The sequence below is a fragment of the Actinomycetospora sp. genome (assembly GCF_036497585.1).
Taxonomy (GTDB): Bacteria; Actinomycetota; Actinomycetes; order Mycobacteriales; family Pseudonocardiaceae; genus Actinomycetospora.
On the sequence record NZ_DASXJD010000042.1, the window covers coordinates 1 to 14,726 of the forward strand.

Consider the following 14,726-nt stretch of genomic DNA (forward strand, 5'->3'; position numbering starts at 1 on the left):
TCGTTCACAGGGGCGCGAGCGCCCTCGCGACGCCGACCGCCGCGGACAGCCCCCGCACCGGCGTGAAGCGCTCGGAGGCCTCGCCCAGCGCGCTCCACTCGTCGGGGCTCAGCACGATCTCAGCGGCCGCGCAGTTGCTCTCCAGCTGCGCCACGCTCGACGCGCCCGGGATCGCGATGACCTCGGGGCGGTGGATCGTCCAAGCGAGCGCGACCTGCGAGGGCGTCGCGTCGTGGGCGTCCGCGACCTCGCGCAGCGTCGAGATCAGCGGCTGCGCGCGGCGCAGCGACTCGGGCAGGAAGAGCGGGTTGAGCTGGCGCACCCGGTTCGACGGCCGGTGCTCGGCGTCGAACTTGCCCGAGAGCAGCCCCTGCGCGAGCGGGCTGTACGCGATGACCGCCCGGCCGGCCTCGGCCGCGTACGGGAGCAGTTCGCGCTCGGGGTCGCGGGCGACCAGGCTGTACTGCACCTGGTTGGAGATCACCCGCGAGCCGAGCGCGGCCTCGGCGTCCTGCCAGCGGTCCAGCGAGTAGTTCGACACGCCGACCTCGTCGACGACGCCCGCGGCCTGCAGCGTCCGCATGCCCGGCATCGTGCGGCGGTCGCCGACGACGGGGTTGGGCTGGTGGACCTGGTAGAGGTCCAGCGGGCGGCGCAGCCGCGCCGAGCTGGCGACCCCGCGCTGCTCGACGATCGGACCGACCGGCAGCACCGGCAGCAGCTTCGAGGCCACGACGGTCGTCGAGGGGTCCGCGTCGGCCGCGTCGAGCGCGTCGCCGAGAATGCGCTCGCTGCGCCCGAAGCCGTAGACCTCGGCGGTGTCGAACACCGTGATGCCCAGCTCGAGCGCCCGCCGGACGATCTGCGCGGCCTCGGAGTCCGGGCCCGAGGCGTAGTCGCCGCCGTAGCCCCACTCGGCCGACCCGAACTGCCAGGTCCCCAGTCCGATCGCCGACCACCGCTTCGCCGTCGGCAGCTCCAGATAGCGCATACGTCCTTGCTACCCGATCTCGACGCGGGCCGTCGGGGTCGCGGCCCGCACGGCGGCGGCCACGTCGGCGACGGGGAGGTCCTCGAGGCAGGCCGGGCCGGTGGCCGAGAGCGGGCAGCCGGCGTCCCACCAGCAGACCTGCTCGGTGATCGCCGTCGGGCGCCGGTGCGGGCAGGCCGGGTAGCCCTGCAGGTTGCGGCCGTCCTCGAGGCCGTAGCGGACGGCGAGCGTGGGCCCGAAGAGCGCGGCGGTGGGCGCGCCGACGGCCGCCGCGACGCGGACCGGCCCGGTGTCGCCCCCGACGACGACCCCGCCGCGCTCGCCGAGCGCCGCGAAGCGGGCGGCCAGCCCCCGCAGGTCGGTCGGCGGGAGGGTCATCACCCCGTCGATCGGCTCGTCCCCCACCACGGCCACCCCGCGGCCCTCCGCCGCGAGCGCCCGCGCCAGCGCCGACCACCGCGACACGGGCCACCGTTTGACCGCCATGCCCGCCCCGGGGACGAGGAGGACGGTGCCCCCGGGCAGCGACGCGGTGGCCGCCCGGCCGGCCGCGCGCTCGTCGTCGCCGAGGACCACCCGCGGCGGACGGACCGGCAGCGAAATCACGCCCTCGGTCGCGAGGATCCGCTGGTAGCGCTCGCCGACGAGCTCGTCGGGCGGCGGGGAGCGCCACAGGTTGGACACCGCGCGGGTGCCGCGCGCGGCCGCATCGTCGTCGACGACGTCACCGATCCCGTCGAAGCGCGTGGTGGTGACGACGAGGTCGGGCGCGAGCTCGGCGAGCGCGGCCTCGACGGCGGCCCGCTCGGCGTGCGGCTGTGCGAGCCGCACCGCGGATACCGCGGGGTCCCGCTCGAGCAGCACCGCGCCGGGGGCGTGGGTGAGGACGACGAGCTCGCCGTCGGGGTCGGCGTCGCGCAGGGCGTGCAGCGAGGGCAGCACCATGACGAGGTCCCCGAGTCCCCCGAGCAGGTCGACGACGAGCGTCCTCACCGGCACACCTCGGCGTAGACGTCGCGGTGGCGGCCCGCGAGCGTCGTCCAGTCCCGCCCGGCGAGCAGCTCGCGGCCCCCGGCGCCGACCCGCGCGGCGAGTCCCGGGTCCTCGAGGAGCCGACGCAGCGCGGTGGCGAGGATCCCGGCATCGCGGACCGCGGGGGCGACGACGACTGTCTTCCCGTCGACGAGCTCGCCGTCGGGCTCCTGGTCGGGCCGGCGGGTGACGATCGTGGGCAGGCCGTGGTCGAGGGTGGCGAGCAGCGCCCCGGACTTGGTGGTCGCCCCGGCGGTGAACGGGAGGGCCGCGAGGTCGGCGGCCGCGAGCGCCGCGGAGACCTCGGCGGCCGGGAGGTGGCCGGTGATCACCACGCGGTCGGTCACCCCGGCGGCCGCGACGTGGGCGGTGAGCTCCTCGCGGAACGCGGCGGCCTCGTCGGCGGGCAGCGCGAGCGAGGTGAAGCCGCCCACCGCCAGCAGGCGCAGCCCCGGTCTCTCCTCGGCGAGCTCCGCCAGCGCGTCGACCAGGTAGCGCACTCCCTTGACCGGGTGCACGAACCCGAAGAAGGCGACCACCTCGGCGTCGTCGGGCAGCGACCAGCGGGCCCGGGCCGCCGCCCGGCCCGCGCCGTCGGGGTCCGGGACGACCGTGACGTTGGGCGGGATCGGGAGGCGGTGCAGGCGTGCGGCGGGGAAGCGGTCGCGCAGCGCGCCCTCGTGCTCGGCGTTGGTGGTGATCACGGCGGCGCTGCGCGGGACGAGGCGCCCGGTCTCCCGGTCGAGCAGGCGGCGGCGTTCGCACGGCGACCACAGCGCCGCCGGGACCCGCGGCGCCCACGACCACCAGCCGTACTCGTGCACCGTCGTCACCAGCGGCCGGGTGCCGATCAGGTCACCGAGGAGCAGCCCCGGCCAGCCGGAGAACCCGAACGCCGACGGCGCGAACTGCAGGTGGACGACGTCGACGCCCGCCCCCCGCACCGTCCGCGCCGCCCGGAGCGCCCCGGCCGCCCCCGGGTCGAGGGGTACGTCGACGACCTCGGTGCCCGCCCCGCGCAGCGCCTCGACCAGCCGGCGGGTGTAGTCCGCGACGCCGTCGTGGGCGGGGTCGGCGCGTCCGTGCAGCATCGCGACACGGGGTCCGGGAGCGGGCACGAGACCGGCGCTACCCCGGAGGGGCATCTCCCCACACCTCGACGCCCGGGAGGACGCCCGGGTCACTCGTTCCGCTGAACGGGGGACGAGTTTCGTGACGATGTCAGGGACCGGGCAGTTTGTCCTCGTGTCGCCCGGCCGCGGAGCCCGGTGACCCCACGAGCCAGCAGCAGATCGATCTCGCCGCCCCGGTCACGGGCGGCGGTCCGGGTCCGAGGGCCCGGTCACCGGTGCTCCCAGGTCACCGGTGACCGGGCCCTCGGCGTGTCGGTCGACCCACCCGCCCCGGTGTGACCGGGCCCCGGCGGGTACCTGCTCGCCGTGACCGCCCTCGCCGCCACCGACCTGCCCGGCCTCCCCGTCCACCCCGCGGCCCACCGGCCCGGCCTCGGGGACCCGGACTGGGCGGCGATGACCCGCATCCTCGTCGTGCGCCCGGACAACGTCGGGGACGTGCTCATGACGGTGCCCGCGCTGCGGGCCCTGCGCGCGGCGGCGCCCGGGGCCCGGATCGAGCTGCTCGCGTCGCCGGCGGGCGCGGCGACCGCGCCCCTGATCGGCGAGATCGACGACGTCGTCGTGGCGTCGGTGTCCTGGCAGCGGCTGCCCGGGGGCGCGGCGCCCGGACAGGATCGCGGCGACCCCGACGGCGAGCTGGTCGCCGAGCTCGCCGCCCGCGGCTACGACGCCGCCGTCGTGCTCACCTCGTTCTCCCAGTCGCCGTGGCCGGCGGCCGCGATCTGCCGCCGCGCGGGCATTCCGGTGCGCGTCGGGACGAGCAAGGAGTTCGGGGGCGACGCCCTGACCCACTGGGTGCCGGCGCCGCCCGACGGCGGGCACCAGGTGGTCCGGGCCCTCGAGGTGCTCGGCGCCGTCGGGGTCCCCGCCCGCGGCACCGACCTCGCGGTGCGCGTCCCGGACGGGGCCGACCCGCAGGCGCCGGCCGGGCGCTACGTCGTCGTCGCGCCCGGGGCGAGCTGCCCCTCGCGGCGCTGGCCGCCCGAGCGGTTCGCGGCGGTCGGCCGGGGGCTCGCGGAGCTCGGGTGGACGGTGGTCGTCACCGGGACGGCGAAGGAGGCCGAGCTGGTCGAGCGGGCCGCGGCCGACGTGCCGGGCGCGCACCGCCTCGTCGGGGCCCTCGACCTCGCCGGGCTGGCCGCGCTGGTGGCCGGCGCGGACGCCGTCGTCGTCAACAACTCCGGCGGGGCGCACCTCGCCGACGCCGTCGGGACGCCGGTGGTGGAGCTCTTCGCCGGGACCGAGGAGGTCGGGCAGTACGCCCCGCGCACCGCGCCGGCCACGGTGCTGACCCGCCCGACGTCGTGCACCCCGTGCCGGCAGCTGACATGCCCGTTCGGGCAGGAGTGCCTGGACGTCCCGCCGGCGGAGGTCGTGGACGCCGTCGCGAGGTGCGCTCCGCGCACGTGAGCACTTTCTGGGGTCATAGCCCCGGAAAGTGCTCACGGGGCCGCAGGCCACCCAGGTGTTCCGCCATGATCATCTGGGCACCCCCGGCCGTGCCCGAGACCACCGCCGACGGTCGCTGGATCGTCGTCGACGGCCGCCGGTGGCGCGCGACCGATCCGGCGATCCCGGAGAGCGACGCGTCCCGGCTGCGGCGCTGGCTGATGGCCGCCCGACGCGACGTCGGGACGGCCACCCGGGCCGGCGACCGGGACGCCGAGCGGCGGGCCCGCGCACGCGTCCACGCGGCGAAGACCGCACTGGGCGAGCGCGGGCCGCGGTGGTGGGAGCAGTCCGACGACGAGCGCCGCGGGCGCTGGTCGCACGGGCTGGAGCAGGCCGGCGCCGAGGGCTACTGAGCCCTCGGTCCGTGGACGTCCCCGAACAGCAGGAGAACACCGTGACCACCCCGAACACCGAGCGCAACCCCAACGACCCGAACCCCGCGCGCTCCAGCGCGACGCTGTCGGCCTTCACCGGCCAGGTGCAGCGCCGGCTCGGCCTGGAGACCGAGAGCGAGGCCGAGCTCCTCACCCGGGCGACGCTCAACGAGCTCGGCAAGGCCGTCAGCTCCGGCATCGCGCAGGACCTCACGGTCAGCCTGCCGCCCGAGCTCTCCGCCGAGCTGCGGACCCAGCACCAGTCCGACGACCAGGCCCGGTCGGTCGACAAGGCGGCCTTCGTCGACGCCGTGAGCGGCGCGGTGCACTCCGTGGACGCCGACGAGGTCGAGCGCCAGGTCGAGCAGGTGCTCCGCCTGCTGCGGGAGTGGCTGCCCGAGGACCAGGTCGACCGCACGCTCGAGCAGCTGCCCGGCGGGCTCGCCGAACTGATGCGCTGACCGACCGCGCCGTCCTCGGCCGCGGGGCACCGTCGGCCACCCCCGGTGGTCGACGATGCCCTGCGGCCCTCGCGGTCAGCGCCGCGGGTTCGTGGGGTCCGGCTGCTGGATCGGGCCCGGGTCGCGTGGCGGCGGGGTCGGGTCCTGCGTCTTCGTCGGCCGGGTGGGCTTCGTCGGCTCCGACGCCTGGGCGGGCTGCGACGGCTCGGCCGGCGTCGGCTCGTTGACCGGCGGCGGGTCCTGCTTCGGCGGCGCCGCCGGGGGGACGACGACGGGCGGGGCGGCGGGCGGCGGCATCACGACGGGCGGCACCACGGCGGCATCGCGGGTGCGTGGCGCCCGGACGAGCGGGGCCGGGTCGGTGGTCTCGTCCGTGCTCGCCGTGGTGGTCGGCACGGCGTCGCCCGTGGCCTCGTCGGTGCTCGGGGCGGGCCCCAGCGCCGGCAGGACCGGCTCGGCCGGCACGGCGGCGGCCCCCGTCGGGACGGTGGCCACGCCGGCCATCGCCGCGAGGCTCGTGACCGGCGCGACGCCGGTGGCCACCACCAGTCCCAGCGCCGCCGTCGCGGCGACCACGAACCCGAGCAGCGAGTGCGCGGCCCCGGGCAGACCCGGCCGGCGCCCTCCGGAGCGGACCTCGGGGTCGATCAGCGAGGTCTCCGGCTCGGACACCTGCGGCTCCGGAGGGGGCGGCTGGGACATCACATGGGACGTAACGACGTCACCCATCAGGGGTGACGCATCCGTGCGATCAACCACGTCGGGTGACCATCGCCGACCCCGATGTCGCTCGGAGTGATCTCACCGGCGCGGCGGGGCGGCCTCCAGGTGGACGACCTTCGTCGTGGTCATCTCGTCGAGCAGTTCGGGGCCGTACCCGTAGCCGGCGCCGGAGAGGCCGCGGGGCTGCGCCGCACCGCCGGGCGCGCCGCCGAACACCGCGTTCACCTTCACCGTCCCGACCGGCAGGGTCTTCCACGCCTCCTGGGCGTGCGCCATGTCCGGGGTGAGGACGGTGGCCGCGAGCCCGTGGGGGTCGTCGACCGCCTCGGTGAGGGCCTGCTCGAAGGAGTCGACGACGCGGACCGGCGCCACCGGCCCGAACGTCTCCTCCCGCAGGATGCGCATGTCCGGGGTGCACCCGGACAGCACCGTGGCGGGGTAGAACGCCCCGGTCCCGGTGGGCAGCTCCCCGCCCGCGTGCGCGGTGGCACCGGCGGCGAGCGCCTCCGCGACGTGGGAGTGCACGTGCTCGCGCTGGCGACGGTCCACCAGCGGGCCGAGCGCCTTCTCCCCCGGCGTCGAGGGCCGGTACACCCAGCGGCCGGCCTCGTGGGCGAGCGCGGCGAGGAACTCGTCGGCGACGCCGCGGTGGCAGTAGATCCGCTCCACGGACACGCAGACCTGGCCGCCGTTCGCGTACGACCCCAGCGCCGCCTGCTCGGCCGCCCACCGCGGGTCCACGCCGTCGTCGACGATCAGCGGGTCGTTGCCGCCGTTCTCCAGCAGCACCTTCGCGCCCGTGCCGACCGCGGCCTCGGCGATCGCGCGGCCCGCGGCGACCGAGCCGACGTGGGCGATGAGGTCGACGGCCTCGTGGGCGCAGAGCAGCGCGCCGGTGGGCCCGGCGCCGTCGACGACGGTGAGCACGCCGTCGGGCAGGAAGGACGCGAGCAGGTCGGCGACGCGGCGCCCCAGGTGCGGGCAGCGCTCGCTGGGCTTGTGGACGACGGTGTTGCCGGTCACCAGCGCCGCCCCGATCAGCCCGGCGGCGACGGCGACCGGGTCGTTCCAGGGCGTGATCGCCGCGACCACGCCGCGCGGCTCGGGGACCATGAGGTCGGTGGCCGACCAGGAGCCCTGCAACGACCTCCCGCGGTGCACCGGGCCCAGCTCGGCGTACTGCTCGAGAGTCCCGGCGGCGGCCAGCACGCCGCCCAGCCCGTCGTCGTAGGGCCGGCCGGTCTCGGTCTCGTTGAGGCGGGCGAGATCCTCGGCCTCGGCGCGCAGCGCGGAGGCGGCCTCGCGGACCCGTCCGGCGCGCTCGGCGGCGTCGGTCCGCGCCCAGGCCGGCGCCGCTCCGGCGGCCCGGCCGACGGCGTCGTCGACCTCCTCCGGCCCGGCGGGGGCCACCCGCCCGACGACCTCGTCGGTCGCCGGGTCGTGGATCTCGATGTCGGCGGCCGCTGTGGTCACCCTGCTCCTCCTCGTTGACGGCATCCCTGCTCAGGAGGAGGTGCCCTCCACCACGGGCGGTCACGCGTGCCGTGCGTCGCGACGCGGGTAGCCGATGACCATGAGCGGAGCGCTGAGCGGGAACGTCGCGGTGGTCACGGGTGCCTCGAGCGGCATCGGGGAGGCGACGGCGCGGGCCCTCGCCGACGCGGGAGCCACGGTGGCCCTGCTGGCGCGGCGGCGCGACCGCCTGGAGTCGTTGGCCGGCGAACGCGGCGGGGACACCAGCGTCCACGAGGTCGACGTCAGCGACCCCGACGCGGTCCGGAGGGCCGTCGAGGACGTCGTCGCGCGCCACGGCCGGCTCGACGTGCTGGTCAACAACGCCGGCTACGGGTCGATGACGCCCGCCGCGGAGTCCGACCTGGCCGAGTGGCGGACGATGGTCGACGTCAACGTCAACGGCGTCCTGGCCACCACGCACGCCGCGCTGGCCCACCTCACCGAGGCCGCCAGGGGCGAGCGCGGCATCGCCGACGTCGTCACGGTCTCCTCGGTGGCCGGCCGCAAGGTCGCGGGGCCCGCGGTCAACGTCTACGCGGCCACCAAGCATGCCGTCGGGGCGTTCTCCGAGGCGCTGCGCCAGGAGCTGGGGTCGGCCCACGTGCGCGTCGGACTGGTCGAGCCCGGCCTGGTGCGCAGCGAGCTCACCGAGGGCCAGGGCGCCGCGCAGCGGGCCGAGTCCGAGATGGAGCTGGGGCTCATGGAGGCCGAGGACATCGCCGACGCGATCGTCTACATGGTCACCCGGCCCCGGCGCACCGCCGTCAACGAGATGCTCGTGCGGCCGACCGAGCAGACCCGCTGAGCGGGCTCCAGGTCAGCGTGAGCCTCCGGTCAGCGTGAGCAGGACGGCGAAGGAGCACAGGTTGAACGAGGCGTGCGTGACGAAGCACGGCCAGATCGACCGGGTGCGCTCGTAGAGCACCGCGTTGAGCACGGCGAGCACCAGGACGGCCAGGAACACCACGTTGAACCCGTGCGCGATCGCGAACACGAGGCTCGACACGATCGTCGCGACCACCGGCCCGTACCGGCGCATCGACCCGTAGCCGACGCCGCGGAACAGCAGCTCCTCGCCCAGCGGGACGACCAGTCCGCCGAGCAGCACCACCCAGAACGCCGCGGCGACCCCGGAGAACTGTGTGAGGTCCTGCTGCGGGTCGCTGTGGTCCCCGGTGAGCGAGACGTAGACGACGATCAGGATCCGGGAGAGCAGCCACACCCCGATGCCCAGCCCGACCGCGACGGCGAGCGCACGCGGCGGGACCCGTCGGAACCCGACGGCGACCGGACGCCGGACCCGGAGCGCGACGGCCGCGCCCACCGCGGCGAACGCCGACACCGCCGAGACCCCGAGCAGGATCGGCGACGCGGGCAGGCGCCCGAACGCCGTGATGACAGCGATCCCGAGGCCGACCTGGACCAGGACGTAGACGACCGCGCCGGTGACGAACTCGGCCCACCCGAGCCGGCGTCCGTCCCGGCCGACCCCGATCGGGGGCCGCTCCGGCAGTTCGGCGCCGCCGAGCCCGGCCGGGCCGTGGGGTCCGTCGGGTGCGTGAGGTCCCGTCGGGCCGTCGGGCGTGGTGCCGGCCACGGCCGGCTCCCCGTCCGCGGGGGCGGGTTCCCCGCCGTCCCCGGGACCGGTCACGAATCTCCCCGGGCCTTGCGGGTCGCGCGGTCGTTGGCCTTCTCGATGGCCTCGACGAGCTCGTCCTTGTCCATCTTCGAGCGCCCCTCGACGCCGAGCTGCTGGGCCCGCTCGTAGAGGTGCTCCTTGCTGGCGTTGGCGTCGACCCCGCCGGCCGGCTGACCGCCCGGGTCGCGGCCGCCGCTCTCGGCGCGGGAGTCGGAGGGGCCCTTCTCCTCCTTGGGCTCCCAGTGGTCGCCCACCTTCTCGTAGCTGTGCTTCAGCGCCGAATACGCGGTGCGGCTGGCCCGCTCACCCTTGCCGTAGGTGTCCTCGGCCGACTCCTTCGCCTTGGCGTAGGTGTCGCGGGCGCCCTTCTCGGAGCGCTGCAGCGTCGACGGCAGGTCGTCGAAGTCCTCAGGCATGAGCGGTGGTTACCCGCTATCCCCGGGAGCCCACCGACAGGTGCGCCACGCTCTCGACCACCTGGTTGGGCCGGTAGGGATAGCGGTCGAGCTCGGCCACGTCGGTCACGCCGGAGAGCACCAGGATCGTGTGCAGGCCCGCCTCCATCCCGGCGACCATGTCGGTGTCCATCCGGTCGCCGATCATCGCGGTGGTCTCGGAGTGCGCCCCGATGGTGTTGAGGCCCGCGCGGATCATCAGCGGGTTCGGCTTCCCGACGAAGTAGGGCTGCTTGCGCGTGGCGTGCGTGATGAGCGCGGCCACCGACCCGGTCGCGGGCACCGGGCCCTCCGGCGACGGTCCGGTGGCGTCGGGGTTGGTGCAGATGTAGCGCGCGCCGTGCTCGATGAGCCGGATCGCACGGGTGATGCCCTCGAACGAGTAGGTGCGGGTCTCGCCGATGACGACGTAGTCGGGGTCCCGCTCGGTGAGCACGTAGCCCACCTCGTGCAGTGCCGTGGTGAGACCTGCCTCGCCGACGACGAACGCGGTGCCGCCGGGACGCTGGTCGGTGAGGAACTGCGCGGTGGCCAGCGCCGAGGTCCACAGGTTCTCGACGGGGATGTCGATCCCGCTGGCGCGCAGTCGGGCCCGCAGGTCACGCGGGGTGTAGATGGAGTTGTTGGTGAGCACGAGGAACTGCTTGCCGGCCTCGCCGAGCCGGCGGATGAACTCGTCCGCCCCGGGCAGCGCGTTCTCCTCGTGGACGAGCACGCCGTCCATGTCGATGAGGTAGTGCTCGAGCTCGGGAGCCTCCTCCGGGGCAGTCATGCCGCGGCCAGGTGGGTGTCGAAGAACCGCAGGATGCGGCCCCAGGCGTCCTCCGCGGCGTCGTGGTCGTGCCCGGCGCCGAGTCGGCGGACCACGGCCTGGGCCGGGAAGCGCTCGAAGAACGAGTGGCCCGCCGTCGGGTAGGTCTTGACGTCCTTCTCGACGCCGAGCGCGTCCAGGGCCGCCTCGAGCCGCTCGGGGTGTCCTTTCAGCGAGACGTCCCGGGCGCCGAAGCTCGCCACCACCGGGCAGATGCCCTCGAGCTCGCGCTCGGCCTCGGTGGGGACGTGGCCGTAGTTCGGGGCGGCCGCGGCGAAGTCGTGGCGCGCGGCGGCGATGAGCGCGAACCCACCGCCCTGGCAGAACCCGATGACCCCGATCCGGCCGGTGCAGTCCTCGCGGCCGGCGAGCCAGCCGCGGGCGGCGTCGATGTCGTCGAACACCGGCCCGGTTCCGCTGGTCATCGCGCGGAACACCGCAGCGATGCACCGCGGCCCGCCGCCGCGCGGGCTGTAGAGCCGCGGCGCCACGGCGACGTAGCCCGCCGTCGCCAACCGGTCGGTGTGCTCCCGGAGGTCGTCGGTCATGCCGAAGGCGTCCTGGAGGACGACGACGCCGGGCCACGGCCCGTTGCCGACGGGCGGCGTCGCGAGGTAGGCCTGCTGGTGCGAGCCGGCGCCGGCCGGGATGTGCAGATCGGGCACCTCGTGCTCCTTCCTCGGTGGGGCAGCACTGCGCGGTGGCAGGCACAGCGTGGCAGGCTCGCCGGGCCCCGCGCACGATCGCCGCGGGTGTCGGACGGGACGGGCGAGGAGGGCCGGAGTGGCCGAGGAGCGGGTGCGGGTGTCCGAGGAGACCCCGGGCGTGGTGCGCGTGGCGCTGACCAACGGGCCGGGGCACAACGTCGTCGACTTCGAGCTCGGCCGCCAGCTCCGCGAGGCCCTCGCCGGGCCGGCGCAGTCGGCCCGCGTCGTGGAGATCCTCGCCGAGGGCCCCGACTTCTGCGTCGGGGGCGACGTGCGCGGCTTCGCGGCGGACCCCGACGCCAGCCTCACCGCGCTCGCCGACGACTTCCACTCCTGCCAGCGGCTCCTGCTCGGGCTGGCCCAGCCCGTCGTCGTCGGGGTGCAAGGGTGGGCCGCGGGCATCGGGCTCTCGTTCGCGCTGACCGGGGACGTCATCGTGCTGGCCGCGGGCGCGCGGCTGCGTCCGGCCTACACCGCGATCGGGCTGACCCCTGACGGCGGCATGACGGCGACGCTGCCCGCGGCGGTCGGGCGCGCGAAGGCGATGGACATGTTCCTGACGAACCGGCCGATGGGCGCCGAGGAGGCGCTCACGTGCGGTCTCGCGAGCCGGGTGGTGCCCGACGCGGACCTGCACGACGAGACGGCCGCGATCGCGGCCACCATCGCGGCCGGCCCGTCCCAGGCCCTCGCGGCGACGAAGAAGCTGGTGCGCAGCGCGAACGGGGTACTCACCGACGCCCACCTCGAGGTCGAGGCGAAGTCGATCGGCGACCGGGGACTCTCGGCCGAGGGCCGGGAGGGCGTGGCGGCGTTCGTCGGGAAGCGGCCGGCCAGGTGGCCTTCGACCACGTGAGCAGTAATCCGCGCTGTACGACGGATCCGTGCTCACGTGCGCGGAGCTCACCTAGGCTCCGGACCGTGCGTCTCCCCCTCCGCGCCCGGGCCCTCGGCTTCCTCCGCGCCCGCCTCGGCGGCTCCGTCGCCGACCTGCCGCCCGAGGAGGTGCCCGCCGCCCGCCAGCGCTCCGGACGCATCCAGGCGGGCCCGGCGGGGCGGGCGATCGTCGGGAGCCACGACCGGCGCGTGGTCGTCGAGGACACCGTCGTCACGACGCCGGAGGCGGTGCTGCCCGTCCGCGTCTACCGGCCGCCGCAGACGGCGACCGTGCCCGCCCCGCTCGTCGTGAACTTCCACGGTGGCGGCTACGTGCAGGGCGACCTCGACCAGTCTGACTGGTTCTGCGGGCAGGTGGCGCTGCTCTCCGGGGCGGTCGTGGTGTCGGTCGACTACCGGTTGGCACCGGAGCACCCGTTCCCGGTCCCGGCCCAGGACGCGTACGCCGCGACCGCCGCGCTGGCCGCCGAGCCGGGCCGCTGGGGCATCGATGCGACGCGGATCGGCGTCATAGGCGACAGCGCCGGCGGAAACCTCGCCACCGTCGTCTGCCTCATGGCCCGTGATGCGCGCCGCCGCGGCGAGGACGCCCCGGCCGTCGGCGTCCAGGCGCTGGTCTACCCCGGCACGGAGATGATCGACGTGCTCCCCTCCGAGCGCGCCATCCCGTTCGCGCCGATCCTGGACGCCTCGGACATCCGCGGCTTCGTCCGCCTCTACCTCGCCGGGGCCGACGGGACGGTGCCGTACGCCTCCCCGCTGCGCGCGGACCTCACGGACCTCCCGCCCGCCGTCGTCCAGACCGCCGAGCACGACCCACTGCGCGACCACGGCACCTTCTACGTCGATGCGCTGCGCCGCGCCGGCGTCGCCGTGCGGCACACCGAGTACCAGGGTGCGCCGCACGGCTACATCTCGATGCCGCGCCTGCTGCCCGCCGTCGCCCACCAGGCGGCCTGGGAGGTCGCTGACACGGTGCGCGCCGAGATCGGGGCCGAGGCGGCGCCCGCCGCGGCCGCCGCGCCCGCCGCGCCCGCCGTCAGGGAACGATCTGCACCCGGTCGTTCGGGTTGAGGAACTCGAAGAACCGCTTCGCGGCCGCCTCCTCCAGCCGCACGCACCCGGCGGACTGCCGGTCGAGCGTGCCCTGGTGGAACGCCCGGCCGTTGCCGTCGAAGAAGACCGCGTAGGGCATCTTCGCGCCCTCGAACTCCCGGCTGACGTGGTAGCGGTCCTTGCGCTGCACCACGAAGTCACCGACCGGCGTCTCGTGGCCCTTCCCGCCGTGCGAGTCGGCGACTGGGCCGTGGACGACCCGCCCCTGCCCGTCGAGCAGCCACGCCGGCGTGCGCACCACCGCTGCCCGCGGGGCGCGCACGAACCGGACAACGACGGGGAATCGGGACGGTTGCGACGACGAGGCAGGATGCCGGACAGGTTGGATCGTTCAGTCCAACGCCTGGACCGCCCGGGAGAAGGCCTCGTAGGCCTCGTCGCCGAACAGCGCGAAGCGGGCCTCCTCGATGTCGGTCGAGGTGACGGTCACGGTCCGCACCGCGATGCGCGCCGCGTCGTCCATCGGCCAGCCGTAGATCCCGGCCGAGACGGCGGGGAAGGCGACCGTGCGCGCCCCGACCTCGTCGGCCACCCGCAACGACTCGCGGTAGGCCGAGGCGAGCAGCCCGGACCGGTCCTCCCGCTTGGCGAACACCGGCCCGACGGTGTGGATGACGTGGGTCGCGCGGAGCCTCCCAGCGGTCGTCGCGACCGCCTGCCCGGTCGGCAGGCCGTCCGGCAGCATCGTCGCTCGCAGTTCCCTGCAGGCCTCGAGGATCGCCGGACCGCCCGCACGGTGGATCGCCCCGTCGACCCCGCCGCCGCCGAGCAACGTGGAGTTCGCGGCGTTGACGATCGCGTCGACCTCCTGGGTGGTGATGTCGCCCCGGACGAGCGTGATGCGTGCTCCCACGGCGGCACGTCTACCCCCGGCCGTGGCGTGGCATGCGCCGGGGCTCGTGCCACGATGCGAGCCATGACGTCCGCGCAGACGACCGACCGCAGCATCCAGGTGTCACGGACGATCGACGCGCCGCCCGAGCGCACGTTCGCGCTGCTCGCCGACCCCGACCGACACCCCGACCTCGATGCCTCGGGCATGGTCCGGGCCTCGCGGACCCACCTCGTGATCGAGGAGCTCGGGGACGTGTTCACGATGGACATGCACAACGAGCTCTTCGGCGACTACACGATGGACAACCACGTCATCGTCTACGAGCCCGACACCGCCCTCGGGTGGGGACCCGCCTCGCCGGGCGAGCCCATGGCGGGCCACACCTGGGTCTACCGGCTCGAGCCCGTCGGGGACGGCACCCGGGTGACGCTGACCTACGACTGGTCCGGGGTCACCGACCCGGAGATGCTGAAGTACTTCCCGGTGATCGACGCGGACGGGCTCGCGGCCTCGCTGGACCTGCTGGCGGAGGCGCTGGCATAGGTGGCCTTCGGCCTCGTGCGCAGTAATCCGCGCTAGAGG

18 protein-coding genes are annotated in these 14,726 nt (G+C 75.5%); 7 read left to right on the forward strand and 11 right to left on the reverse strand.

Annotation, left to right across the window (positions count from 1 at the left end; translation table 11 throughout):
* Positions 1–4 precede the first annotated feature (4 nt).
* From VGH76_RS03765 to VGH76_RS03775, 3 genes are read right to left on the reverse strand one after another with little or no spacing between them, the layout of a single operon-like run.
* Positions 5–991: an aldo/keto reductase gene (locus VGH76_RS03765; RefSeq protein WP_331555272.1), complete on the reverse strand. Its 987-nt coding sequence runs from the start codon at positions 989–991 to the stop codon at positions 5–7.
* 9 nt (positions 992–1,000) lie between these two features.
* On the reverse strand, positions 1,001–1,984 hold the full coding sequence (locus tag VGH76_RS03770) for a glycosyltransferase family 9 protein (protein ID WP_331555273.1): 984 nt from the start codon (positions 1,982–1,984) through the stop codon (positions 1,001–1,003).
* On the reverse strand, positions 1,981–3,168 hold the full coding sequence (locus tag VGH76_RS03775; protein WP_331555274.1) for a glycosyltransferase family 4 protein: 1,188 nt from the start codon (positions 3,166–3,168) through the stop codon (positions 1,981–1,983). Before VGH76_RS03775 ends, VGH76_RS03770 begins: the two co-directional genes overlap by 4 nt.
* 294 nt (positions 3,169–3,462) lie before the next feature.
* Here VGH76_RS03775 and VGH76_RS03780 point away from each other — a divergent pair, with 294 nt between their 5' ends.
* The 3 genes from VGH76_RS03780 (at position 3,463) to VGH76_RS03790 (ending at position 5,446) form a co-directional block, all read left to right on the forward strand.
* Positions 3,463–4,569, forward strand: coding sequence for a glycosyltransferase family 9 protein (locus tag VGH76_RS03780; RefSeq protein ID WP_331555275.1), 1,107 nt, complete (start codon positions 3,463–3,465; stop codon positions 4,567–4,569).
* Positions 4,570–4,634: 65 nt separating this feature from the next.
* Positions 4,635–4,964, forward strand: a complete 330-nt coding sequence (locus tag VGH76_RS03785; protein WP_331555276.1) for a hypothetical protein — start codon at positions 4,635–4,637, stop codon at positions 4,962–4,964.
* A 41-nt stretch (positions 4,965–5,005) separates the two neighbouring features.
* On the forward strand, positions 5,006–5,446 hold the full coding sequence (locus tag VGH76_RS03790; RefSeq protein WP_331555277.1) for a DUF2267 domain-containing protein: 441 nt from the start codon (positions 5,006–5,008) through the stop codon (positions 5,444–5,446).
* A gap of 75 nt (positions 5,447–5,521) precedes the next feature.
* Here the strand turns inward: VGH76_RS03790 and VGH76_RS03795 are convergent, their stop codons facing one another.
* Together VGH76_RS03795 and VGH76_RS03800 are read right to left on the reverse strand one after the other, a co-directional pair.
* Positions 5,522–6,118: a DoxX family protein gene (locus tag VGH76_RS03795; protein ID WP_331555278.1), complete on the reverse strand. Its 597-nt coding sequence runs from the start codon at positions 6,116–6,118 to the stop codon at positions 5,522–5,524.
* Between the two features lie 129 nt (positions 6,119–6,247).
* Complete coding sequence (locus tag VGH76_RS03800) at positions 6,248–7,666, reverse strand: aldehyde dehydrogenase family protein (protein WP_331555279.1); 1,419 nt, start codon at positions 7,664–7,666, stop codon at positions 6,248–6,250.
* Positions 7,667–7,742: 76 nt separating this feature from the next.
* On the opposite strand from VGH76_RS03800, the gene VGH76_RS03805 reads away from it, so the two are divergent.
* Positions 7,743–8,489, forward strand: a complete 747-nt coding sequence (locus VGH76_RS03805; protein WP_331555280.1) for an SDR family oxidoreductase — start codon at positions 7,743–7,745, stop codon at positions 8,487–8,489.
* Between the two features lie 12 nt (positions 8,490–8,501).
* Here VGH76_RS03805 and VGH76_RS03810 read toward each other — a convergent pair whose 3' ends face one another.
* The 4 genes from VGH76_RS03810 to VGH76_RS03825 are packed head-to-tail and all read right to left on the reverse strand — an operon-like array spanning position 8,502 to position 11,254.
* Positions 8,502–9,335, reverse strand: a complete 834-nt coding sequence (locus VGH76_RS03810; protein WP_331555281.1) for a CPBP family intramembrane glutamic endopeptidase — start codon at positions 9,333–9,335, stop codon at positions 8,502–8,504.
* A complete protein-coding gene (locus VGH76_RS03815; protein WP_331555282.1) occupies positions 9,332–9,739 on the reverse strand; it encodes a ChaB family protein in 408 nt (135 codons plus the stop codon). Before VGH76_RS03815 ends, VGH76_RS03810 begins: the two co-directional genes overlap by 4 nt.
* A 16-nt stretch (positions 9,740–9,755) precedes the next feature.
* Positions 9,756–10,550, reverse strand: a complete 795-nt coding sequence (locus VGH76_RS03820) for an HAD-IIA family hydrolase (RefSeq protein WP_331555283.1) — start codon at positions 10,548–10,550, stop codon at positions 9,756–9,758.
* Positions 10,547–11,254, reverse strand: a complete 708-nt coding sequence (locus VGH76_RS03825) for a dienelactone hydrolase family protein (protein WP_331555284.1) — start codon at positions 11,252–11,254, stop codon at positions 10,547–10,549. Before VGH76_RS03825 ends, VGH76_RS03820 begins: the two co-directional genes overlap by 4 nt.
* A 118-nt stretch (positions 11,255–11,372) precedes the next feature.
* Here VGH76_RS03825 and VGH76_RS03830 point away from each other — a divergent pair, with 118 nt between their 5' ends.
* A complete protein-coding gene (locus VGH76_RS03830) occupies positions 11,373–12,152 on the forward strand; it encodes an enoyl-CoA hydratase/isomerase family protein (RefSeq protein WP_331555285.1) in 780 nt (259 codons plus the stop codon).
* Between the two features lie 65 nt (positions 12,153–12,217).
* Positions 12,218–13,267 carry an alpha/beta hydrolase gene (locus VGH76_RS03835; RefSeq protein ID WP_331555286.1) on the forward strand — a complete coding sequence of 350 codons (1,050 nt, stop codon included), beginning with the start codon at positions 12,218–12,220 and terminating at the stop codon, positions 13,265–13,267.
* Here VGH76_RS03835 and VGH76_RS03840 read toward each other — a convergent pair.
* Entirely contained in the window at positions 13,233–13,571 is a 339-nt protein-coding gene (locus VGH76_RS03840; RefSeq protein ID WP_331555287.1) for a L,D-transpeptidase, read from the reverse strand. The two genes, VGH76_RS03835 and VGH76_RS03840, sit on opposite strands and share 35 nt — an antisense overlap.
* Before the next feature lie 69 nt (positions 13,572–13,640).
* Positions 13,641–14,162, reverse strand: coding sequence for an O-acetyl-ADP-ribose deacetylase (locus VGH76_RS03845; RefSeq protein ID WP_331555288.1), 522 nt, complete (start codon positions 14,160–14,162; stop codon positions 13,641–13,643).
* Between the two features lie 63 nt (positions 14,163–14,225).
* Between VGH76_RS03845 and VGH76_RS03850 the strand changes: the two genes are divergently transcribed.
* Positions 14,226–14,687, forward strand: coding sequence for an SRPBCC family protein (locus tag VGH76_RS03850; protein WP_331555289.1), 462 nt, complete (start codon positions 14,226–14,228; stop codon positions 14,685–14,687).
* Positions 14,688–14,726: the final 39 nt, after the last annotated feature.